The following is a 21718-nucleotide window of genomic DNA, read 5'->3' as shown; positions in this document are numbered from 1 at the left end:
GCGACGTGATGCGGTGCTGCGCAGCCGAAATGGCTCCGCACCGCAACCCGCCGCTACCGCCCCGAACACAGCAACCCAAAACCGCCGGAGCGAACTCAAAACTGGATAAAACTTGGGGGCAAGGTCAAAACCCGAGCACGTGTCGAAATGAAGGGAATGGAGGTTTAGTTCGTCGTCGACTGCATCGAGAAATCCGCGACGTCATGCGCCTTTGACAGGGCATTCACGATCTCTCGGGCGGATGCGTCATGGTCTTTCGCCATCAATCGCAGCTCGAACGTCACGCCGGTGCGGCCATCGCTCGTCCGGCCAAACGAAACGAACAGAGCACGGCACCCCCAAGCTAGTGGCGGCTGATGAGCCAAGATTGGCGGTTCGTCTGCAGTCGGTGTATGTAGGGTGCCGACAAACAGATGGGGCATTCGCCCCGCCAGCGATAAAGCGCGCGCACTGCGCCTAAAACGGAGTTCGAGATTGGCCGTCGCCTTCACCAAGGAAGAGAGTTTCGAAACCGCTTCGGAAACCCTGCTGCCCGACCGTCCGATTTCGCCGCACCCCAACCTTGTCACGGAGGCGGGGCTGAAGGCTTTGGAGCTGCAATTCCAGCAGGCCCGCGAAGCTTATGATGCTGCGAGCACGATCGAAGACGTGAACGAGCGGCGGCGGCAGACGGCCAATCCCTTGCGTGATCTTCGCTACTTAGCGGCAAGACTTCGCACCGCCCAGATCATGCCTAACCCTACGTCAATCGACGCCGTCGCCTTCGGCACCACGGTGACCTTCCGCCGTGATGACGGGCGCGTGCAGACCTATCGGATCGTCGGGGAGGATGAAGCCGATCCCAAGGCCGGATCGATTTCCTACGTCTCGCCGGTGGCGCGGCTTTTGATGGGCAAGGCTGTCGGCGATGCGGTGGAGGCGGGCGGCCAGGAATTGGAGATCATCGCCATCGCATAAGAGCGCGATATTTATTGTGGTACTATTCGGTACTTTATTTATCGAACCTTTACTCTCCCTGGCTAGAACGGTGACATTCCATCATCGAAAGTCATGCTCATGGTCAGCGCAATTTCCAGTTCCGCATCCACAATTTTGAGTTCCGTCGCTTCAACCTCGTCTTCGAGTTCGTCGGATCAGCTTGCCTCTCTCGAGGCCCAGCTTGCCGAAAAGAAGGCAGACCTGGAGCAGACGCAGGACGAGCAAGAGAAGGCCACGATCCAAAAATCCATCGATACGCTGGAAGTCAAGATCGCCAAGCTCGAAGCGAGCGAAAGCAGCCAATCTCAGTCGTCTGCCGCATCGAAGCCCGCCGATGAAGCTTCTGGAGAATTCTCCGGCGAAAGCGAGCGCATCGGCACGAAGAATTTTGACGAGACCAGCGAGTTCGGCAACCGCACGGCTTACGTCTGACAAAGCGCACTCGGTCCTGCTGTATCTTTAAGTGATGCATCAAAGACGGCGCTTGGCCACCGTGACGACTTCACGCGTCAGGTCCGCCAAGCGGTCGGCGGCGAGGCGGTTTATCTGCCAGTAGAGCGGGACATCGAGCGGCGTGTCGGGCACCAGTTCGACCAGCCGTCCGGATGCGAGATGCTCGTGGGTCAGCTGGGTCGGGTTCATTCCCCAGCACATGCCCGAAAGACTCGCCTCGACGAAGCTCTGCGGCGACGGCAGCCAGTGGGTGGGATAATCGAGATCGCGTCCGAACGTTCGCCTGATCCAGCTGCTTTGGAGCCTGTCCTTCTGATTGAAGGTCAGCGCTGGAGCGTTGCGTATCGCCTCCGATGTCACGCCCTGCGGAAAGTGGCGCGCGACGAATTCGGGGGTTGCCGTGGCGTGGTAGCGCAGAAACCCAAGGGCAAAACGCCGGCATCCGCGAACCGGCTTTTCCAGGCTGGTGACGGCGGCGATCACCCGCCCGCGCTGCAGCCATTCGGCGGTATGATCCTGATCGTCGACGGCGATGTTCAGCAGATAGGAAGAGCTTTTGGCGAAATTCGACATGGCCTCGACGAACCATGTCCCGAGGCTGTCAGCATTCGTGGCGATTTGAAGCGTGACCCTTTGGCTGGGCTCGTCGGGATCGACGAGAGCCGGCAGCTGCCCGAAGAGTTCGGCTTCGAGCATGCCGACATTCTCCACATGGCGACAAAGCCATTCCCCCTTTTCCGTCGCCGTGCACGGCGTGCCTCTGACGATGAGAACGGCGCCGAGACGCTCTTCCAGCTGTTTCACGCGCTGAGAAACGGCCGAAGGCGTCACGTTCAGGACGGCCGCCGCTCTTTCGAAGCTGCCTGTCTGGACAATGGTTGCGACGGCGCGCAGCGCGGGATAGTCGAGCATGGATTAGTTTCGCTTAATCGGAGTTAGTTGGATTAATTAGCCTAATTCTCGTAATCGCGGTAGCGCAACCCTAGCGAATTAAGGGGCGTTGGCCGAAGCGATGAATTTTTCGATCTATATAACCGGCCTGATGATGGGCCTCAGCCTGATTGTCGCCATCGGCGCGCAGAACGCCTTCATCCTCCGCCAGGGCTTGCGCAACGAACATGTCTTTGCCGTCTGCCTCGCATGCGCTGTCTCCGATGCGGCGCTGATCGTGCTTGGGGTGACCAGCCTGCAGCAAATCGCCAGGTTCATGCCCTGGCTCGATCCCGTCATGCGCTACGGCGGAGCCGCATTTCTGGTTTGGTACGGGGCAAGAAGCCTCTATTCGGCCTTGCGGTCGTCCGCTACCCTCACGGCGGCGGAGGCCAGAACGGCGAGTTTCCGGCAGACGCTCATGACCTGCCTCGCGCTCACCTGGCTCAATCCGCATGTCTATCTCGATACGGTCGTGCTGCTCGGCACGATATCCACACGTTACCCCGGGCAGCAGACTTCGTTTGCCGCCGGCGCGGTGACGGGTTCCTTCCTGTTCTTCTTTTCGCTCGGATATGGCGCAACATGGTTGCGGCCGATCTTCTCGAAGCCCTCGTCCTGGCGGATGCTGGAAACGCTCGTCGCTTTCACGATGTGGGTGATCGCCTTCAAGCTGCTGGGCGGCATGTGACCGCCGTTCGATCGTCGATCATCCACTTCGGCGGCCGAGGCAAGGGTGCTCAATTCCATTTCGCGCTGACAATCCGCCAGCAGATGCGACGGAAAACGCTTTAACTGCCGGATCGCATATTCATGGTTTGCATCCCTGCGCCTCTGCGACTTGAATGCGGAAAGGGCCTGTACGATATTCCAGGTGCTTGATTGCGTCATGTCCGGCCTCCTTTGCTGGCATCATTGCTGCCGACACTGAAGATATCCGGTCGATTGACATTCAATCAAACAAAATGATATGCGGTTATAAATCAGAAAAATTGAAAGATGTGACGATGAGCATTCCCTTTCGCCGTCCCATTCCGCTGCTTGACAACGATGTGCTGCGGACCTTCGTGGCCATCGCCGAGACAGGCAATTTTTCGACCGCCGCGGAAGCGGTCTTCCGCACGCCATCGGCAGTGTCGATGCAAATCAAGAAGCTCGAGGAACAGCTTGGTGCGACGCTATTTTTGCGCGACGCCCGCTCGGTATCCCTGACGCGCCACGGCGAGATGTTGCTGTCCTACGCCCGCAACATCCTGGCGCTGTCGAACGAGGCGGTGTCGCGCTTCATCATGCCGGAGCTCAGCGGCGTCGTGCGGCTCGGCGCGCCGGAAGATATCGGCGAACGGCTGCTGCCGAGCATCCTGAAGAGTTTCGCCGAGAGCTATCCCGGCATCATGGTCGACGTGACGATCGACATGAGCATCGGGCTGAAGAAGCGCATGGAGGAGCAACGGCTCGACCTGGCGTTGATCAACTGTGCGACGCGGCCGTTCCCGACCGGTGGCGAGGTGGTCTACCGCGAGAGGCTGGTCTGGGCCGGCGCCAGGTGTGGTTCGGCCCATCGCCGCGATCCCCTGCCGATCTCGATCTGGGAGGACGGTTGCATCTGGCGCCAGGAGGCACTGACCCAGCTCGAACGCAACAAGCGGCCCTATCGCGTCGCCTATCTCAGCGGCCATACCATGGCGCAGCGCGCCGCCGTGCTCTCCGATCTTGCCATCGCGCCGCTGCCGCTTTCCTATGTCAACGAGGACATGGCGCTCCTCGGCCCGAATGAAGGTCTGCCGGAACTTGGCGCCTTCGATATCCGTCTGCTGACCGCCTCACAGATGTCGGGGCCGATCGAGACGGTGGCCGACAGCATTCGCAGCGCCTTTGCCGAACGGGCAAAGGCAGTCGCCGCCTGAGGGGCCTTTCAGCCAGTGAACCTTTTGGTTTGTCGCGCGTTATTGGCGCGGACGGCATTTTGTCGCCGTTCGGGGTTGATTTCAAACAAGGATATCCGAGATGACGACAACGGCCAAAATTGCCGCAGCTTTTATGGTTCTTCTTGCCCTTTCCTCCTGCGGCAACACGATCCGCGGCATAGGGAAAGATACGGCAAACACCGTGAACGCCACCCAGGATGCCGGCCGCTCGGTCGACCGCGCCGCGAAGAAGTAACGACTATTCAGATTGCTGCTGGGATCGCCAGATCAGGTGCTGACCGGGGAATCAAGTGTTGACCGGGGGATAAACCTTTTCCAGCCCGCCGGATCGGCTAAGGCCGGTCCGGAACGCCTGGTAGGCGGGATGCTGGCTGGAGCGGGCGGTTTCCGTCAGCCGGATCTGCAACCGGCCGGGCGCCTGAGTCCCGAGCCACATCCCAAGACTTTCGAGTTTCAAAGAGTTCAGGAAACGCGATCCGGCGGCAAGATCGAGATGGCGGCGCAGCCCGTCGAGCAGATTGTCGTCCTGGGCAGCGTTTTCCATGAGCAGCGCCAGGTATGACTTGTCGGCCTCCGACAGGGCGGCGAGCTTTTCCGCAACGGTATCGCGGTCGGGAAAGGGAATCATCGAATCGCCCGTGGTAATGGTGTTATTACCGTTATAAACTTGCCTTGACCTTCTCGGCTACATCGGCCGGCACCCATTTCGTCCACAGACCCTCGTAATTGCGAAGGAAATAGATCGCGGCATCCTCGTTGCTTTCGCGGTTTTCGTCCTGCCAGGCAAGCACCTGATTGATCGTCTCATTGTCCCATTTGCGGGTCTTGAGATAGGTCGCGACGGGCCCCGCCCGGCTGGCGAAGGACCTGGTCATCAGCGTAAAGGCGCGTGAGACCGGGTAGGAATTGACTTCAGGTCTGGCGCAGCCGGCAACGGCGGTGCAGCGGTCCCATTCGTTTTTGTTGTGGCCGACACCGAAGCTCAGGCGCGTCATGTCGTATTTGCCGAGGATGGCAGTCGGCGCCCAGTAATAGCCTAGCCAGCCGACCTTGTTTTCGAAGGCATGCGCAATCGAGGCGTCGAGCCTCTCGGGGCTGCCGGTTTCGACGAGCTCGAAACCCTTCTTATCGGCGGCAAGCGCCTTAAACAGGTTGGCGGTGGATATCTGGCAACTCCAGTCGGCGGGGCAGTTGTAGACTGCGCCCTTCGACGGATCGTCCTCGGCGGGAAACAGTTCAGGATGTTTCAGCGCGTCCTCGACCGAGCGGATGTCGGGGTGGGCGTCGGCGATGAATTTCGGGATCCACCAGCCCTCGACGGCACCGTCGGCCAGGATCTCGGCTCCCTGCACCAGCCGGCCGCTGTTGACCGCCTGATCGAGCAGGGACCTCACCGAATTGATCCAGTATTCCGAGGCAATGTCGGGGGTGCCTTTTTCATTCATCGAGGCGAAGGTCGGCAGGGTGTCGCCGTCGACGATGGTGACGGAGCAGCCATATCCGTTTTCCAGGATGATCTTGTCGAAGCTTGCGGCAATGCCTGCCGAAGCCCATTTCATTTCGGCGATCGAAACGCTGCCGCATTCGGCGGCTTCGGCCGGCGCAACGGTGGAAAGAGCCGCGGCAAAGACGGCCGGAATCAGAAACGTCTTCATCGTCATTCCCCGAATTCTTCTCAGGCGGACGCGCAGCAGGCTCTGAAATCCACCGAAAAATCTCTCCGGCACCCGAAGCGAAAATGTCTGCCGGGCGATGCCGTGCAGGCTTTTCCGGTTCATCGGCACCGTCCGTCCTTGCGGCTCCGGCAGCTCGTCGCAGGCCATGTTCAACAATGGCGTATTTGGATGAAGCCTACGCGTTCGCTCGGAGAAATCAACCGTCTTCTGCTCATGGTTGCGTGACTAAATGATTGAATTCGAAGAATTTATGACATCATCCCGAAAATGGCGCCCTCGGGCGAAATGCACGCTGTTCGCGATCGGCGGCGGATCTCCGGCAGAAATTTCGACGAGGATGTCAAAAAAGATCAAAATTAACATTTGCGTAAGCCTTCAATAACTCTCCGGTAAGAATGTGCCGTTATCAGTTGGGTCGTGGCGGCAATGACCGCCACTTCTCTGGTTCAGGTAGTGCGTACCGGAGAAAGCGAGCTTCGCCGTGTAAGGGTGAAGACGCCTGAGTTTTCGGCAAACCGCGCAGAGCCAAGGCCATGCGCGGTTTTCGCGTTTGCGGGCGGAGCTTGACCCGGGCCAAATCTTGACCCGGGATTGCTGTCCATTGTAGGCCTCGCTGAACAGAAGACGGATGCGAGCCACCATGGCAAGAGCAATCATGCTGCAGGGAACCGGCTCGGATGTCGGCAAGACGGTGCTGGTCGCTGGCCTTTGCCGGCTGGCGGCCAATCGCGGTCTGGCCGTCCGGCCGTTCAAGCCGCAGAACATGTCGAACAATGCAGCAGTCGCCGATGATGGCGGCGAGATCGGCCGGGCGCAGTGGCTGCAATCGCTGGCGGCGCGCACGCCATCCTCGGTGCACATGAACCCGGTGCTGCTCAAGCCGCAATCGGAAAACGGCAGCCAGATCATCGTGCAGGGCAGGGTGTTCGGACAGGCGAAGGGGCGCGATTACCAGCGACTGAAGCCGCAGCTGCTCGGCGCCGTGCTCGAGAGTTTCGAAAAAGTGGCTGCGGGCGCCGACCTCGTTATCGTCGAGGGAGCGGGGTCGCCGGCTGAGATCAATCTCAGGTCCGGTGATATCGCCAATATGGGCTTTGCGACACGGGCCGGCGTGCCTGTCGTCCTCGTCGGCGATATCGACCGCGGCGGCGTCATCGCCTCGCTGGTCGGTACGCATGCGATCCTCGACGATGGCGACCGGGCGATGATTGCGGGCTATATCATCAACAAGTTCCGCGGCGACGTCTCGCTGTTTGACGACGGCATTCGCGCCATCGAAGGCTTCACCGGCTGGCCATGTTTCGGCGTGGTGCCGTGGCTGCCGGGCGCGGCGCGCCTGCCGGCCGAGGATTCGGTCGTGCTCGAACGTCTGGCGCGGGGCGAGGCGGGTGCGCTGAAGATCGCCGTGCCGGTGCTGCCGCGCATCGCCAATTTCGACGATCTCGACCCGCTGAGAACCGAGCCGGATGTCGAACTGGTCTTCGTGCGATCAGGCGAACGGCTGCCTGCCGATGCAGGCCTGGTCGTCCTTCCCGGCTCGAAATCGACGATATCGGATCTCGCCGACTTCAGGGCTCAAGGCTGGGACCGCGATCTCCAGGCGCATGTCAGGCGCGGTGGCCGGGTGATCGGCATTTGCGGCGGCTACCAGATGCTCGGCCGGACGGTGCACGATCCGCTTGGGCTCGAGGGCGGGACGGTCGAGACGCCGGGGCTTGGGCTTCTCGACGTCGAGACCGAGATGGCGCCGGAGAAAACCGTGCGCAACAGCCATGCCCGCTCGACCGAATACGACGCGCCGCTGGCCGGCTACCAGATCCATCTCGGCATCACCCGCGGCCCGGATTGCGACCGGCCTTCGGCGATTATCGACGGCACGCCTGACGGGGCGCTTTCGGCCGACGGCCGGATCATGGGCACCTATCTGCACGGGCTGTTCGGCAGCGACGCCTACCGCGCCCGGCTGCTTCAAAGCTTTGGGCTCTCGGGCGAGCGGCGGAACTACCACGAGAGTGTCGACCAGGCGCTCGACGAGGTCGCCGGAGATTTGGAACGTCACCTCGATCCGCGTTGGCTGGCCGGGCTGCTCGGTTAGGCCAGGATGCGTCACGGATGTCGCCGTTCTGCTCTTGCCAAATTAGTTGACTGAGTCCATTAATTGTCGCGGCGGACCCTTTGAGAGCGACGAAAACCATGAGCATATTGGATAGATTTTCATTGGCAGGTCAGGTGGCGCTGGTGACCGGCGGCGGCCGCGGTCTGGGCTTCGAGATGGCGCGCGCCCTTGCTGAGGCCGGGGCGCATGTCATCGTCAACGGACGCACGGCGGCGACGCTGGAAGGCGCGGTCAGGACCATCCGGGCTGCGGGTGGCACGGCGGAGGCCGTCGCATTCGATATCGCCGACCGCGAGGCACAGCGTGCTGTGATCGCCGATATTGACAAGATCCATGGCCGTCTCGACATTTTGATCAACAATGTCGGCGCCCGCGACAGGCGGCCTCTGGCTGAATTCGACGATGATGCCATCATCGAGCTGCTTCGCACCGACCTGGCGGCGGCCATGACGCTTTCGCGCGACGCCGCCGTATTGATGAAGCGACGCAATCACGGCCGCCTGATCGCGGTGACCTCGATCAGCGGCCATGTCGTCATGCCCGGTGACTGCGTCTATCCGGCAGCCAAGCAGGGATTGACCGGCCTGATGCGCGGCATGGCGGTCGAATTCGGCCCGCACGGCATCACCAGCAACGCAATTGCGCCCGGTTGGTTTGCCACCGAGACGAACGCGGCGATGGCTGCGAACGAGGAATTGATGCCCTTTGTGCGCCAGCGTATACCGGTTCAGCGCTGGGGACGGCCGGACGAGATCGCCGGCGCGGCGCTTTTTCTGGCAAGCGCCGCCGCTTCCTTCGTCAACGGCCACGTACTGACGGTGGACGGCGGCATGACAGTCAGGATGTGAGATATCGGTAGGCGCTGCGGCACCATCTTTCACTTCTGCGGCACTCTCACAGCTCCTCGTCGGCAGGCGAATGACTGATTGTCGTTGCCGGAGACCACGGCTAGAAATATCTGCCTGACTCGACTATTGGTTGATGTGGCAACCCCGGTGGTCATCGCCGTCCATTTGCCCGATTTCCGACCATAATCTGCGTCGGTCATTTGGAGGTTCGGAAATTAACAATCATATTCAGTGGCTTATAGAACATGGAATCACAGCTGAGCATATTGGCGAGCTGATAGCCGGATTGTGCGATCGGCTGATCGCGGATGGCTTTCCGATCTGGCGGGGAAGCATCTCGATGCCGTCTATTCATCCCATGTATGGCGGCGTCTCGGCCAATTTCGTGCGCGGCGGTGCGACCACTATCGAGAATGCCGAATATGGCAGTGCGGCAGTGCTGAATTTCGAGAAGACGCCGATCTATTTTCTTTTGGGCCGCGGCGAAACATCAGGTCGATGGAACATCGCCAAGGGTGAGGGTGTCAATGACTACCCGCAGCTTGCAGAATTCGCGCATGCCGGCGGCACGGATCACCTGGTCAGCCTGCTGGAATTCCCGAAGGAGGCTGCGCTGCGTGGCGTCAGTCTGTCTCTCACAAGCGATAGGCCGGGCGGATTTTCGGATGATCAACTGGCGATCGTCGCGAAGCTCTTCCCAGCGCTGGGGCTGGCTTGTTATCGCATTGCGGCATCGAAAACCGCATCGGATATCCTTGCCGTCTATACAGGCGCCAAGACAAGTGCACGCATCCTTGCAGGCGATATTCAGAGGGGAAAGGGAGGGGCGATCAATGCTGCAATCCTGCTTGCTGACCTGAGAAACTTCACGGCGCTGACCGAGATCTATCAGCCGGGCGAAATCGCCGGGTTTCTGAATGAACATTTCGAGCTGATCGGCTGGCATGTCGAGGAAAATTCGGGCGAGATCCTCAAGTTCATGGGCGATAGCGTGCTGGCGATCTTTCCGACAGATGCTGAAGACCCGCAAAAGGCCTGCATGGCCGCACTGGCTTCCGCAAGGAATATTCTAGAAGCCAACAAGGTGCTGAATGGTCAGCGGAGGAATGATGGAGGTCCTGACATCGGCGTCGATGTCGTGCTGCATCTCGGCGAGGTCTTCTACGGAAATATCGGCGCACGCGGCAGGCTTGATTTCACGGTTATCGGCAGCGCCGTCAACGAGGCTTCGCGGCTTGAAAAACTCTGCGGCGCGCTCGGACATCACCTTCTGATGTCGGAAAGCTTCGCCGTCACCTGTGCCGTCGCCAACGACTGTCTGGGATCTTTCGAATTGCGCGGGGTTTCGAAAGCGGTAAACGTGTTCAAGCTCGCCGACATGGTATCCTGAAACGACGATCCGGTCGGCGCGACGACGCTTAAATCTCGCCTGAGACCTCGCGGCGGCGGCGGTCGAGTTCCTCGCTGTAGCGGCGTAGCGTATAGCTTTCGCTGAGCTGGCCGATCACCTTGCGTTCGATCAGGTTGTTGACGACGGCGAGAGCTTCGCTTTCGCTCTTGTCGAAGATCGCCGCCGCCTGCCTGGCATTCATCTGCGGCTGCAGGAAATCGTTGCGGTAGTGGATGAAATCGGCAAGCGTCTTGCCCTCGTCCTGTGCGTCGGTCGGATTGGCGTAAATCTCCGGCACCAGCACGAGGCCCGCATATTTGTCGCTCTCCTCGACGAGGACGACGCGTTGGACCGAGCCGATCGGGAAGGCTTGCTTGAATTCTTCCAGGGAGATGCTCGCTTTTGCCGTCTTGACGTCGGCGCGCATCAGCTTGTCCACCGTCAGGTTGCGAATCCAGCCGACATCGTGGGCGCTGCGGATGCTTTCGCCGCGCAGGTGGAAACGCCATGTGGCGAAGGAATAGCCGAAGGTCGAGCGTACGACGAGGGACGAGGTGATGACGGCGGCGAGCACCAGCGCGGTGATCGGGAAATCGCCGGTGATTTCGAGCGCCAGGAACGTCATGGTCAGCGGTCCGCCGATAACGGCGACGGCAAGCGAGCTCATGCCGACCACGGCATAGATGACGGGGGTCAGCGTCGCATCGGCGAAATAGGGTCCGCAATAGGCAAAGAGCTTGCCGAGCAGGGCGCCCATGAACAACGAGGCGAAGAACAGGCCGCCCCTGAAGCCGGAGCCGATCGAGATCGCCGAGGCCAGGGATTTCAACAGGAAGAGACCGATCAGTGTCGGGATCGCCACCTCGCGGGAGAGGTTGAGATGCAGCGCGCCGTGGCCGGCCGAGAGCACCTGCGGCGAGATCATCGCCAAGAGCCCGACGATGACGCCACCGAGCGCCGGGCGGAAGGGTGGGGCGATCGAACTCTTGCGCGCCAGTTCCTCGACGAAGGAGACGCCCTGCATGATCAGGATACCGATGCCGGCGCAGAAGGCGCCGAGCAGCAGCGCCGGGATATAATCGGCCGGCACGACCGAGCCGAAGCTGCCGATATCGATGGTGAAATCACCATCGGCAAGCAGCCTTGCGACAAGGGTGGAAATGAGAGCTGAGACGACGACGGGTGTCAGCGACACGATCGTATAGGTGCCGATGATCAGCTCGAAGGCATAGAAGGCGCCGGTCAGCGGCGCGTTGAAGGCGGCGGCGATGGCGCCCGCCGCGCCGCAGCCGACGAGGATGCGCAGGTCGGAGCGGCGAAGCTGCAGCTTCAGGCCGAATTTCGAGGCAAGGCCGGCGGCAAGCTGGGTATAGCCGGCCTCCAGTCCGACCGAGGCGCCGAACCCGTTGGAGATCAGGTTCTGGACGGCAACGATGATGCTGTCGGTCAAGGATAGACGGCCGCCATGCAGCGCATTGGCTTCGATCGGGTCGACCATCGGCTTCTTGCGCCGTTTCGCCAGCACCAGGAGCAACAGGCCGAGCAGAGCGCCGCCGATGACGGGCGCGGTGAGCAGCAGCATCTTGTTCTCGATCTCGGATGAGCTCAGCCGCTCGCTATCGGCGATGCCGAAGACCAGCTGATGCAACTCACTGGAGACGTAGCTCATACCGGTGACGGCGAGACCCGAGATGATGCCGACGACGGCGCCCGCCAGTGACAGGCCGACCTCGCTGCGGCGGGTCAGCGCCCGCAGGCGGCCCGGATCGAAGAAAACACGCAGCGCCCGGAAACGGCGCCGATCCAATTTCATAAGCATGGCTAGACAACTAGGCGGGGAGAGGCCCGGTCAAGGGCGGAGATGGTCGCGCAGTCCGCTTGCGACGCAATTGCGGCGAAAAGCCGGCGCCCGGGACAAATATTTATGACGTAAGCCTCTGATAAATGACGATATTTTAGGTAGAGTAAGTCGTGTTGACAGGGTTGGGCCATCTGCTCGGAAGCTGACCGGCCGTCAAGGCCGGTTGACTTCACACCCCGGCTTGCCTAACCATCCCTCAACGGATGGTCGCCCGACCATCCTGACATAACGGATGGTTCCGGATCGGTGTTGCGCCCTTCCGGATGAAAAGGGAATGTGAAGGGGCGGACCCAAACCGGGCGCCTTCATCACAGCCGACCCCGCGACTGTAGAGCGGTCAGGGTCTTCCATCCGGCACCGAGCCCCTCCGGCCGGCGGCTTGCAATCATGCAAGCGGGCGGGATGGGCGATATGCCGGAAAAGCCACTGGAGATGCATGGTGATCAACCGGGGTCGGACGCCTCTAAATCTACGAATCGTCCACCTTTTCACCAATGCAGCCGGGAAGGCGAGGATGATCCGCCGGCACGATCAGGGCGACCGGTTTCCGGTCTGCCCCGATCGCGGCCGATAACCGCGAGCCAGGAGACCTGCCATTACGTGCCGGGCCAGAAGCCCACACCTGGGCACACGCCCGTTGCCAGCACGGAGGTTGTCTTGGCTGAACGATTGAATTCAGCGCGGCCTGGTGCGGCGCTCGCGACGCCTCCAAGCAGCCCTGCAAGAGGAGTGCTTTCGGCCGGTTATGTCGAATACTCGGTCCCCCGAGCAGTCGAAAAAGGTGCACTCGGAACAAGCCACGGCTACGCACCCTCCCTGAGGAGCGTCTGAGCATGACCATCATCTTCATCCTCGGCGGCGCGCGCTCCGGCAAATCCCGCTTCGCCGAAGCTCTCGTCACCGCGACCGGCCTCGACCGCCACTACCTTGCCACCGGCCGGGCCTGGGACGAGGAGATGCAGGCGCGTATCACTCAGCACAAGGCCGACCGCGGTCCGTCCTGGACGACGCATGAGGAGCCGCTCGATCTCGTCGGCAAGCTTGGCGCCATCGACGGCGAGGGACGCATCGTGCTGATCGACTGCCTGACGCTCTGGGTCACCAATCTGATGATGGAGGAGCGCGACATGGCGGCGGAATTTGCAGCGCTCGCCGATTTCCTGGCCGCCGCGAAGGCGCGGCTCGTTTTCGTTTCCAACGAGGTCGGCCTCGGCATCGTGCCTGACAATCGCATGGCGCGGGATTTCCGCGATCATGCCGGCCGGCTGCACCAATCGATCGCGGCGAAGGCCGCCGAAGTCTATTTCATCGCGGCAGGCCTGCCGCTGAAAATGAAGGGTTAAGTTCATGAACCAGCAGAAAATTCCTGCAACCGTCATCACCGGCTTCCTCGGCGCCGGCAAGACCACGATGATCCGCAACCTGCTCACCAATGCCGGCGGCAAGAAGATCGCGCTCATCATCAACGAATTCGGCGATCTCGGTGTCGACGGTGACGTGCTGAAGGGCTGCGGCGCGGAGAATTGCACCGAGGACGACATCATCGAACTCACCAATGGTTGCATCTGCTGCACTGTCGCCGACGATTTCATTCCGACGATGACGAAGCTGCTCGAGCGCGAACAGCGGCCCGACCACATCGTCATCGAAACCTCGGGCCTCGCCCTGCCGCAGCCGCTGGTCGCCGCTTTCAACTGGCCCGATATCCGCACGCAAGTGACCGTCGACGGCGTCATCACGGTGGTCGATAGCGCCGCCGTTGCCGCCGGCCGGTTCGCCGACGACCATGATGCCGTCGATGCGCGCCGTGCCGAGGATGAATCGCTCGATCACGAAAGCCCGATCGAGGAGCTGTTCGAGGATCAGCTCACCTGCGCCGATCTCATCGTGCTCAACAAGACCGACCTGATCGACGCGGCAGGTCTTATCAGGGTGCGCGACGAGGTTGCCTCCCGCACGGTGCGCAAACCCGCGATCATCGAGGCGAAGAACGGCGAAGTCTCGGCCGGCATCCTGCTCGGCCTTGGTATCGGCACCGAGGACGATGTCGCCAATCGCAAGTCGCATCATGAGCTGGAGCATGAAGACGGCGCGCCGCACGACCACGACGAGTTCGACAGCTTCGTCGTCGATCTCGGACCCGTTGCCGATCCCGCCGGCTTCGTCGAGAAGCTGAAGACGATCATATCAACCCATGACGTGCTGCGCCTCAAGGGGTTCGTCGATATCGCCGGCAAGCCGATGCGCCTGCAGCTCCAGGCTGTCGGCAGCCGCATCGATCATTATTTCGACCGCGCCTGGGCTCCAGGCGAAAAGCGCACGACGCGCCTCGTCGTCATCGGCCTGCACGAGATGGATCAGGACGCGGTGAGGACGGCAATCGAAGAGCTGGCATAAACCAATGCATCTGCTTCTGGCCCAGCAGGGAACGATCAGCGACGGCGAGGAGGCGATCGACCTCGGGCAGACGCCGGGCGAAATCCTGTTCCTGTCGGCCGCCGACAGCGAGCTTGCCGCGATCGCGGCCGCCCATCGCGATCGCGGTGGGCAGCATTCGTTGCGGCTCGCCAGCCTGATGAGCCTCAAGCATCCGATGTCGGTCGATATCTATGTCGAGCGCACGGCGCGGCATGCCAAGCTGATTATCGTGCGGGCACTCGGCGGCGCCAGCTATTTCCATTATGCGCTGGAAGCGCTGCATGCGGCAGCGTCCCGCGCCGGTGCATTGATCGCGGTGCTGCCGGGTGACGCGAAGCCGGATGCCGGGCTCGTCCCTTTCTCCAATGTTAATCTCGAGGATCTTAATGCGCTGTGGGCCTATCTGATCGAGGGTGGCGATGCCAATGCGCGGGCCTTCCTCGACTATGCCGGGGCGATGCTGGCAGGCATGGAGAAGCCGGCGCCGGCGGTGCCACTGATGAAGGCCGGCATCTGGTGGCCGGGGCGAGGGCTGATCGGGGTTGAGGAGTGGCGGCGGGTTGTTGCTGAGGTGTCTTCGGGTCTGGCTGCCCCCTTGTCCGGCAGGACAGAGGGGGGTACCTCAAACTCGACGGAGAAGATGGGAATCGAACCCACACCTTCCCCTGTCGTCGCTATCAGCTTCTACCGCGCCCTCGTCCAAAGCGGCGAGACCGGGCCGATCGAGGCGCTGGTCGAGGCGCTGGTCGCACTTGGCCTCCGGCCGTTGCCGGTCTTTGCCTATAGCCTCAAGGATCCCGTTTCGACAGGCATTCTCGAAAGCGTGTTTTCGGCACTGAAGCCCGATGTCGTCATCAACACGACTGGCTTTGCCGTCTCGGCACCGGGTGCGGATCGGCAGCCAACGGTGCTGGAGGCGAATGAGGCGATCGTACTGCAGGCTATCCTGTCGGCTTCTTCGAGGGAGGCGTGGGCGGCTTCCTCGCAAGGCCTGTCGGCGCGCGATCTCGGCATGAATGTGGCGCTCCCAGAGGTGGACGGCCGGGTGCTGGCGCGGGCTGTCTCCTTCAAGACGGCGGCGCGTTACGATGCGGCTGTCGAGACGAATATCGTCGCCAGCGAACCGGATGCCGGCCGGGTGCGCTATACGGCGGAGCTTGCCGCCAACTGGGCGCGGCTGCGGAGGGCTTGCGCCGGCGACCGGCGTATCGCGCTCGTCATGGCGAATTACCCGAATCGCGACGGTCGGCTCGGCAACGGCGTCGGCCTCGATACGCCGGCCGGCACCATCGAAGTGCTGAAGGCTATGCGGGCGGCGGGTTATCCGGTCGCCGACATTCCGGCCGACGGCGATGCGCTGATCCGCCATCTGATGGAAGGACCGACCAATTCCGGTCATGACGGTAAGATCATCCGAGAGACGCTTTCCCTGAGTCTCTACAACGGCTTCCTGGAATCTCTTCCCGATCAGATTCAGGATGAGGTGAGAGCCCGTTGGGGCGATCCCGAAGACGATCCATATTTTCGCAGGGCAGCTTTCGCTCTGCCGTTTGCCCAGTTCGGCGGTGTGCTCGTCGGTATCCAGCCGGCGCGCGGCTACAATATCGATCCGAAGGAGAGCTATCATTCGCCGGATCTCGTGCCGCCGCACGGCTATCTCGCCTTCTACGCTTTCCTGCGCCGCGAATTCGCTGCCCATGCCGTCATCCACATGGGCAAACATGGCAATCTCGAATGGTTGCCGGGCAAGGCGCTGGCGCTGTCGGAAAGCTGCTATCCCGAGGCGATCCTCGGGCCGCTGCCGCATCTCTATCCCTTCATCGTCAACGATCCCGGCGAGGGCACGCAGGCCAAGCGCCGCAGCGCTGCCGTCATCATCGATCATCTGACGCCGCCTTTGACGCGGGCCGAGAGTTACGGGCCGCTGAAAGACCTGGAAGCGCTGGTCGACGAATATTATGAGGCCTCCGGCGGCGATCCCCGCCGCATCCGCCTGCTCAGCCGGCAGATTCTCGATCTCGTCGCCGATATCGGCCTCGACCGCGACGCCGGCATAACGAAGGGCGAAAGCGAGGGTGAGGCGCTGAAAAAGCTCGACGCCTATCTCTGCGACCTCAAGGAAATGCAGATCCGCGACGGGCTGCATGTGTTCGGCGTGTCGCCCGAGGGGCGGCTCTTGACCGATCTGACCGTGGCGCTGGCGCGGGTGCCGCGCGGGCTGGGTGAGGGCGGGGATGCGAGCCTGCAGCGGGCGATCGCGGCGGATGCTGGATTGAGCGGCGTCGTGCGGGGTGCCTCTATCTTCGACCCTCTCGATTGCGACATGGCCACTGCCTGGACCCGGCCGAAGCCCGCAATCGTCGCCGATATTCTCGACGCCGCCTGGCGGACCAATGGAGACACCGTCGAGCGCATCGAACTGCTGGCCGCAAAATTCGTCTCCGGCGAGATGGACTGCCCGTCCTTCTGGTCTCAAACCAGATCGGTACTCTCCGAAATCGACACCCGCCTCAAGCCCTCCATCCTTGCCTGCGGCCCCGCCGAGATCGACGGGCTGCTTAAAGGGCTCGACGGCCGGTTCGTCGCGCCCGGGCCTTCCGGCGCGCCGACGCGCGGGCGGCCCGACGTGCTGCCGACCGGCCGCAATTTCTATTCGGTCGACAGTCGCGCCGTGCCGACGCCGGCGGCCTACGAGCTGGGCAAGAAGTCCGCAGAGCTGCTGGTGCGCCGCTATGTGCAGGATCACGGCGAATGGCCTGTCTCCTTCGGGCTGACGGCCTGGGGCACGTCGAACATGCGCACCGGCGGTGACGACATCGCCCAGGCTTTGGCGCTGATCGGCGTCAGGCCGCTCTGGGACATGAGCTCGCGCCGTGTCACCGGCTATGAGATCATCCCGCCGGCGATGCTCGGACGGCCGCGTGTCGATGTGACGCTCCGCATCTCCGGCTTTTTCCGCGATGCCTTCCCCGAGCAGATCGCGCTGTTCGACAAGGCGATCCGCGCCGTCGGCGCGCTTGACGAGGACGAGGCCGACAATCCGATCGCAGCGCGCATGCGCGGCGAGGCCACAAGGCTTGCCGCCGCCGGTCTGGACGAGGTCTCGGCAAGGCGCCGGGCGGGCTACAGGGTCTTCGGTTCGAAGCCTGGTGCCTATGGCGCCGGCCTGCAGGCGCTGATCGACGAAAAGGGCTGGGAGCGGCGCGCCGATCTCGCCGAAGCCTATCTCGTCTGGGGCAGCTATGCCTATGGCGCCGGCGAGGAAGGCAAGGCCGAACGCGGCCTGTTCGAGGAGCGGCTGCGCTCGGTGCAGGCCGTCATTCAGAACCAGGACAATCGCGAGCACGACCTGCTCGACAGCGACGATTACTACCAGTTCGAGGGCGGCATGGCGGCGGCGGCCGAACAGCTCGCCGGCGCGCGTCCTTCGATCTATCATAACGACCATTCCAGGCCGGAAAAGCCGGTGATCCGTTCGCTCGAGGAGGAGATCGGCCGCGTCGTGCGCGGACGTGTCGTCAATCCGAAATGGATCGCAGGCGTCATGCGCCACGGCTATAAGGGGGCGGCCGAGATTGCCGCCACCGTCGATTATCTCTTCGCCTTTTCGGCGACGACGGGGGCGGTCGGCGCTCATCATTTCGAGGCGGTCTACCAGGCCTTCGTCGCCGATCCCGCCGTGCGCGATTTCATGATCGAGAAGAACCCGGCTGCATTCGACGAGATGAGGGAGCGGCTGCGCGAAGCCGTCGACCGCAGTCTTTGGACGCCGCGCAGCAATTCGGCCCAGTTCGACCTGGCCGCCAGACAACAGAATGAGGTGAACCAATGAGTGACGAGACTCCTGACAGCGAGATCGCAGAAGCCGGGACCGGCAAGGACGATGCGCGCCACGCCGAGAAGATGGCGAAGAAGAAGGCGGCGCGCGACAAGATCATGGCGACTAAGACCGACGGCAAGGGCCTGATCATCGTCCATACCGGCAAGGGCAAGGGAAAATCGTCGGCCGCCTTTGGCATGATCTTCCGCCACATCGCCCACGGTAAGCCCTCGGCCGTTGTGCAGTTCATCAAGGGTGCGATGTGGACCGGCGAGCGCGACCTGATCGAGAAGCATTTCTCCGATCTCTGCCAGTTCCACACGATGGGCGAGGGTTTCACTTGGGAAACGCAGGACCGCGCCCGCGATGTCGCGGCCGCCTCGGCCGCCTGGGAAAAGGCCAAGGAACTGATCCGCGACGAAAACAATTCCATGGTGCTGCTCGACGAGATCAACATCGCGCTGCGCTACGACTATCTCGACATCAACGACGTCGTCGCCTTTCTGAAGACCGAGAAGCCCGCGATGACGCATGTCGTGCTGACGGGGCGCAACGCCAAGGAGGAACTGATCGAGATCGCCGATCTGGTGACCGAGATGGAACTCGTCAAACATCCCTTCCGCTCCGGCATCAAGGGCCAGCCCGGCGTGGAGTTCTGAGACGGTCAGCTGAGCGCGAGGCTGCGCAGGATGGCCGCCGTTTCCTCATCCGCCGGAAAGAAAGATTCGACCGCGAGTTCCGACAACGTGATGTCGACGGGTGTGCCGAAGACCGTCGTTGTCGAAATCAGGGAAAGCAGGCCGGCCTTGGTCGAAAGTTGAAGGGGAACGGCGATGCCGGCATAGTCGGTATGGACCTCGCCGGCAGTTTTAGGCGCTGGATAGGATAGCAACTCCTTCAAAAGCTTGTCCAACATTAGATCGCCCGAAGCCGAGAACTGTTGGCGCAGCCTGCTGATAAGGTGGGCGCGCCATTCGGAGAGGTTTTTGACATGGGGCGCCAATCCTTGTGGATGCAGGCTGAGGCGCAGTACGTTGACGGGTGGCGAGAGCAAGGACTGGTCGGCAACGCCTGAGAGCAACGGCGCAATGGCCGCATTGGCTGCGATGAGTGTCCAGTGGCGGTCGATGGCGATTGCTGGGAAGGGCTCGTGCCCTTTCAGCACCATGTCGATGGCGCGACGGGCCGGTTCCAGTGCGGGATCATCCAGCTTGCGTTCGGCAAAAACAGGAGCGAAACCCGCCGCGAGCAGCAGCGGGTTTCGATCGCGAAGGGGCACGTCGAGCCGTTCGGCAAGATGCAGCAGCATGTCGCGGCTTGGTGTCGAGCGCCCGCTCTCGATGAAGCTCAGATGCCGCTGCGAGATCTCCGCCTCCAGCGCGAGGTCGAGCTGACTCATGCGGCGGCGCTGGCGCCATTCGCGCAGATGGTCTCCAAGCGAGCGGGCGGTCGGCGACATCAGGCGGCTTCCGGCAGCAAATCTATGAAACCGCGCACGGATTTCAGCTTGCCGCCTTCGAGCTCGGCGAAATCTGTGCCCTTGATCAGCGCTTCGCCATTTTCCGGGCCGAGCCCCCAGGAGAAGCGCAGGTTATCGCCGTAGCCGTCGGCCGCGCCGATCAGGGCGAAGCGGAAACCGGGGAAGCGGCTTTGCACCGCCTCGACCAGCGAATTGATCTGCTCATGGCCTTCACCGCGCATCAGTGGGTCGATATAGGTCGCGGCTTCGCTCCAGCTCTCGGCGATGAGGGCGCGGCGGCGAGCGGCATCCGTCTCATTCCAGACGGCGAGATAGCGCTCTGCGTTGTTGTTTGCGTCATTCATCAGGTCATCTCCTCTTGATCGCCCGTCAATTCCAGGCAGCCCGATCATGCGGGAAGGCGATGTACCGTATCAATTACGCCAGAGGTAATGAAGATGGTCGAGGGTTCGTGTCAGGCGCCGAGCCAGATGCGCAGCGGATTTGCCGGGTTGGCGAGCAGCTTCGCCGCAAGGGCGATGCAGACGAAGACGAGCAGAGGCTTGATGAGCTTTGCGCCGATGCGCATGGCCAGCCGGGAACCCAGCTGCGCGCCGAGGAACTGGCAGATGCCCATCAACAGGCCGATCTTCCAGAGGATCGCGCCGAAGCTTGTGAAGACGATGAGCGCGCCGAAATTCGATCCGAGATTGAGAAGCTTGGTGTGGGCCGTCGCCTTCAGCACGCCGAAGCCGGCGAGTGTGACGAAGGCCAGCATGAAGAAGGAACCGGTGCCGGGGCCGAAGACGCCGTCATAGAGGCCAATGACCGGAACAAGCGTCAAGCCAAAGGCAAAGGGTGTGATGAGACGGTGTTTGTCGAGGTCGTTGAGGTTCGGCTTGACGGCAAAGAAGATCGCGATCGCCACCAGCAGCACCGGCATGATCGCCTCCAGCACCTCACCGGGCACGATCGTGGCGAGTGCGGCGCCGAGTGCGCCGCCCATGATGGCCATCAGCGCCATCGGCAATTGCTCACGCAGCTCCACATGGCCCTTGCGAGCATAAGCGATCGTGGCCGAGGCGGCGCCGAAGAGGGACTGCACCTTGTTGGTGCCGAGGGTCTGGAGCGGCGGAATGCCGGCGATCAGCATGACGGGAACGGTGACGAGGCCGCCGCCGCCGGCAATGGAATCGACGAAACCGGCAAAAAAGGCAGCGATGCAGAGCAGCAGAAGCAGATGGAAGGCGATATCGGGCAAGGTGGTATTCCAGGCAGGGATTTCGGACGGCCTTGTTGCATTTGCCGCACCAAGCTGCAATGGCTGCGAGGACACGGGCAGGGCGCATTCGGCGGTTTTCCATGAGCGATATCTCTTTCGGTAGGGCGAGGCGCCACGTGCTCGGCCTCGGTTGCGAGCGGGGGACGCTACCTGCCGAGGTGTTGGCGCTTGCGATCGCAGCGCTCGACGCAGCCGGTATTGCTGCTGCGGAACTCGCAGCCATTGCCTCGATCGAAAGCCGGAGACATGAGCCGGCGATCCTTGCCGTTGCCGCGCATTTTTCCGTGCCCGTCGTGTTTTTCGACGCGCCGCGGCTGGAAGAGGAGACACCGCGGCTCAAGAATCCCTCCGCGAAGGTCTTTGCTCGCGTCGGCTGCCATGGGGTTGCCGAGGCAGCTGCGCTGGCGGCTGCGGGGCCGGATGCCGAGCTTGCCGTCGCCAAGATCAAATCTGCGCATGCGACGGCGGCAGTTGCCCGCAGCGGGTTGCAGAAAGCCTAGCCGACGTTATGGTGGCGCCAATTCGCGGCGCCGTCCGGCAGCTTCACGGGTTCACATCT

General features: G+C 62.1%; 20 protein-coding genes and 1 riboswitch. Of the genes, 13 read left to right on the top strand and 7 right to left on the bottom strand.

The window, feature by feature from the left end:
* The first annotated feature begins 474 nt into the window (after window positions 1-474).
* The gene (greA, locus tag EEQ99_RS19905; protein WP_063475081.1) at window positions 475-957 is read left to right on the top strand and encodes a transcription elongation factor GreA; all 483 of its coding nucleotides are present in this window, start codon (window positions 475-477) and stop codon (window positions 955-957) included.
* Window positions 958-1050: 93 nt separating this feature from the next.
* A complete protein-coding gene (locus tag EEQ99_RS19900; protein ID WP_063475080.1) occupies window positions 1051-1410 on the top strand; it encodes a hypothetical protein in 360 nt (119 codons plus the stop codon).
* A 39-nt stretch (window positions 1411-1449) separates the two neighbouring features.
* Here EEQ99_RS19900 and EEQ99_RS19895 read toward each other — a convergent pair whose 3' ends face one another.
* Complete coding sequence (locus EEQ99_RS19895; protein WP_028756549.1) at window positions 1450-2343, bottom strand: LysR family transcriptional regulator ArgP; 894 nt, start codon at window positions 2341-2343, stop codon at window positions 1450-1452.
* A 100-nt stretch (window positions 2344-2443) separates the two neighbouring features.
* Here EEQ99_RS19895 and EEQ99_RS19890 point away from each other — a divergent pair, with 100 nt between their 5' ends.
* From EEQ99_RS19890 to EEQ99_RS19880, 3 genes are all read left to right on the top strand, one after another.
* The gene (locus EEQ99_RS19890; protein ID WP_063475209.1) at window positions 2444-3052 is read left to right on the top strand and encodes a LysE/ArgO family amino acid transporter; all 609 of its coding nucleotides are present in this window, start codon (window positions 2444-2446) and stop codon (window positions 3050-3052) included.
* A 274-nt stretch (window positions 3053-3326) separates the two neighbouring features.
* Window positions 3327-4268, top strand: a complete 942-nt coding sequence (locus EEQ99_RS19885; RefSeq protein WP_028756551.1) for a LysR family transcriptional regulator — start codon at window positions 3327-3329, stop codon at window positions 4266-4268.
* Window positions 4269-4368: 100 nt separating this feature from the next.
* Window positions 4369-4524 carry an entericidin domain-containing protein gene (locus tag EEQ99_RS19880; RefSeq protein ID WP_003560194.1) on the top strand — a complete coding sequence of 52 codons (156 nt, stop codon included), beginning with the start codon at window positions 4369-4371 and terminating at the stop codon, window positions 4522-4524.
* Between the two features lie 51 nt (window positions 4525-4575).
* Here the strand turns inward: EEQ99_RS19880 and EEQ99_RS19875 are convergent, their stop codons facing one another.
* Together EEQ99_RS19875 and EEQ99_RS19870 are read right to left on the bottom strand one after the other, a co-directional pair.
* Complete coding sequence (locus EEQ99_RS19875) at window positions 4576-4917, bottom strand: hypothetical protein (RefSeq protein WP_063475079.1); 342 nt, start codon at window positions 4915-4917, stop codon at window positions 4576-4578.
* A gap of 31 nt (window positions 4918-4948) precedes the next feature.
* A complete protein-coding gene (locus EEQ99_RS19870) occupies window positions 4949-5950 on the bottom strand; it encodes a glycine betaine ABC transporter substrate-binding protein (RefSeq protein WP_174824477.1) in 1002 nt (333 codons plus the stop codon).
* A gap of 655 nt (window positions 5951-6605) precedes the next feature.
* Here EEQ99_RS19870 and EEQ99_RS19865 point away from each other — a divergent pair.
* The 3 genes from EEQ99_RS19865 (at window position 6606) to EEQ99_RS19855 (ending at window position 10319) form a co-directional block, all read left to right on the top strand.
* Entirely contained in the window at window positions 6606-8060 is a 1455-nt protein-coding gene (locus EEQ99_RS19865; RefSeq protein WP_127430953.1) for a cobyric acid synthase, read from the top strand.
* A 98-nt stretch (window positions 8061-8158) separates the two neighbouring features.
* Complete coding sequence (locus EEQ99_RS19860) at window positions 8159-8929, top strand: SDR family oxidoreductase (protein WP_097542353.1); 771 nt, start codon at window positions 8159-8161, stop codon at window positions 8927-8929.
* A 133-nt stretch (window positions 8930-9062) separates the two neighbouring features.
* On the top strand, window positions 9063-10319 hold the full coding sequence (locus EEQ99_RS19855; RefSeq protein ID WP_063475077.1) for an adenylate/guanylate cyclase domain-containing protein: 1257 nt from the start codon (window positions 9063-9065) through the stop codon (window positions 10317-10319).
* 28 nt (window positions 10320-10347) lie between these two features.
* Here EEQ99_RS19855 and EEQ99_RS19850 read toward each other — a convergent pair whose 3' ends face one another.
* A complete protein-coding gene (locus EEQ99_RS19850; protein ID WP_028756557.1) occupies window positions 10348-12138 on the bottom strand; it encodes a chloride channel protein in 1791 nt (596 codons plus the stop codon).
* 258 nt (window positions 12139-12396) lie between these two features.
* Window positions 12397-12792, top strand: a riboswitch (cobalamin riboswitch).
* 221 nt (window positions 12793-13013) lie between these two features.
* Between EEQ99_RS19850 and cobU the strand changes: the two genes are divergently transcribed.
* Genes cobU through cobO form a run of 4 tightly spaced genes read left to right on the top strand, consistent with a single transcriptional unit; the run spans window position 13014 to window position 19077 of the window.
* Complete coding sequence (cobU, locus tag EEQ99_RS19845; RefSeq protein ID WP_097542354.1) at window positions 13014-13523, top strand: bifunctional adenosylcobinamide kinase/adenosylcobinamide-phosphate guanylyltransferase; 510 nt, start codon at window positions 13014-13016, stop codon at window positions 13521-13523.
* Window positions 13524-13527: 4 nt separating this feature from the next.
* Window positions 13528-14577 (top strand): cobalamin biosynthesis protein CobW, encoded by a 1050-nt coding sequence (cobW, locus tag EEQ99_RS19840; RefSeq protein WP_097542355.1) that lies wholly within the window; start codon window positions 13528-13530, stop codon window positions 14575-14577.
* Window positions 14578-14581: 4 nt separating this feature from the next.
* Complete coding sequence (gene cobN, locus EEQ99_RS19835; RefSeq protein WP_127430952.1) at window positions 14582-18430, top strand: cobaltochelatase subunit CobN; 3849 nt, start codon at window positions 14582-14584, stop codon at window positions 18428-18430.
* Window positions 18427-19077 carry a cob(I)yrinic acid a,c-diamide adenosyltransferase gene (gene cobO, locus EEQ99_RS19830; protein ID WP_028756561.1) on the top strand — a complete coding sequence of 217 codons (651 nt, stop codon included), beginning with the start codon at window positions 18427-18429 and terminating at the stop codon, window positions 19075-19077. The genes cobN and cobO overlap by 4 nt, the downstream gene beginning before the upstream one ends.
* A gap of 5 nt (window positions 19078-19082) precedes the next feature.
* Here the strand turns inward: cobO and EEQ99_RS19825 are convergent, their stop codons facing one another.
* From EEQ99_RS19825 to EEQ99_RS19815, 3 genes are all read right to left on the bottom strand, one after another.
* Window positions 19083-19877, bottom strand: a complete 795-nt coding sequence (locus EEQ99_RS19825; RefSeq protein ID WP_063475074.1) for a helix-turn-helix domain-containing protein — start codon at window positions 19875-19877, stop codon at window positions 19083-19085.
* The gene (locus tag EEQ99_RS19820) at window positions 19877-20242 is read right to left on the bottom strand and encodes a nuclear transport factor 2 family protein (protein ID WP_028756563.1); all 366 of its coding nucleotides are present in this window, start codon (window positions 20240-20242) and stop codon (window positions 19877-19879) included. The genes EEQ99_RS19825 and EEQ99_RS19820 overlap by 1 nt, the downstream gene beginning before the upstream one ends.
* Before the next feature lie 110 nt (window positions 20243-20352).
* On the bottom strand, window positions 20353-21138 hold the full coding sequence (locus tag EEQ99_RS19815) for a TSUP family transporter (RefSeq protein WP_097542394.1): 786 nt from the start codon (window positions 21136-21138) through the stop codon (window positions 20353-20355).
* A gap of 101 nt (window positions 21139-21239) precedes the next feature.
* On the opposite strand from EEQ99_RS19815, the gene EEQ99_RS19810 reads away from it, so the two are divergent.
* Window positions 21240-21659: a cobalamin biosynthesis protein gene (locus EEQ99_RS19810; RefSeq protein WP_097542357.1), complete on the top strand. Its 420-nt coding sequence runs from the start codon at window positions 21240-21242 to the stop codon at window positions 21657-21659.
* Window positions 21660-21718: the final 59 nt, after the last annotated feature.

This window comes from Rhizobium anhuiense, assembly GCF_003985145.1.
Classification (GTDB): domain Bacteria; phylum Pseudomonadota; class Alphaproteobacteria; order Rhizobiales; family Rhizobiaceae; genus Rhizobium; species Rhizobium anhuiense.
The sequence above is the reverse complement of the archived record's forward strand: the minus strand, read 5'-3'. Positions and strand labels throughout refer to the sequence as shown.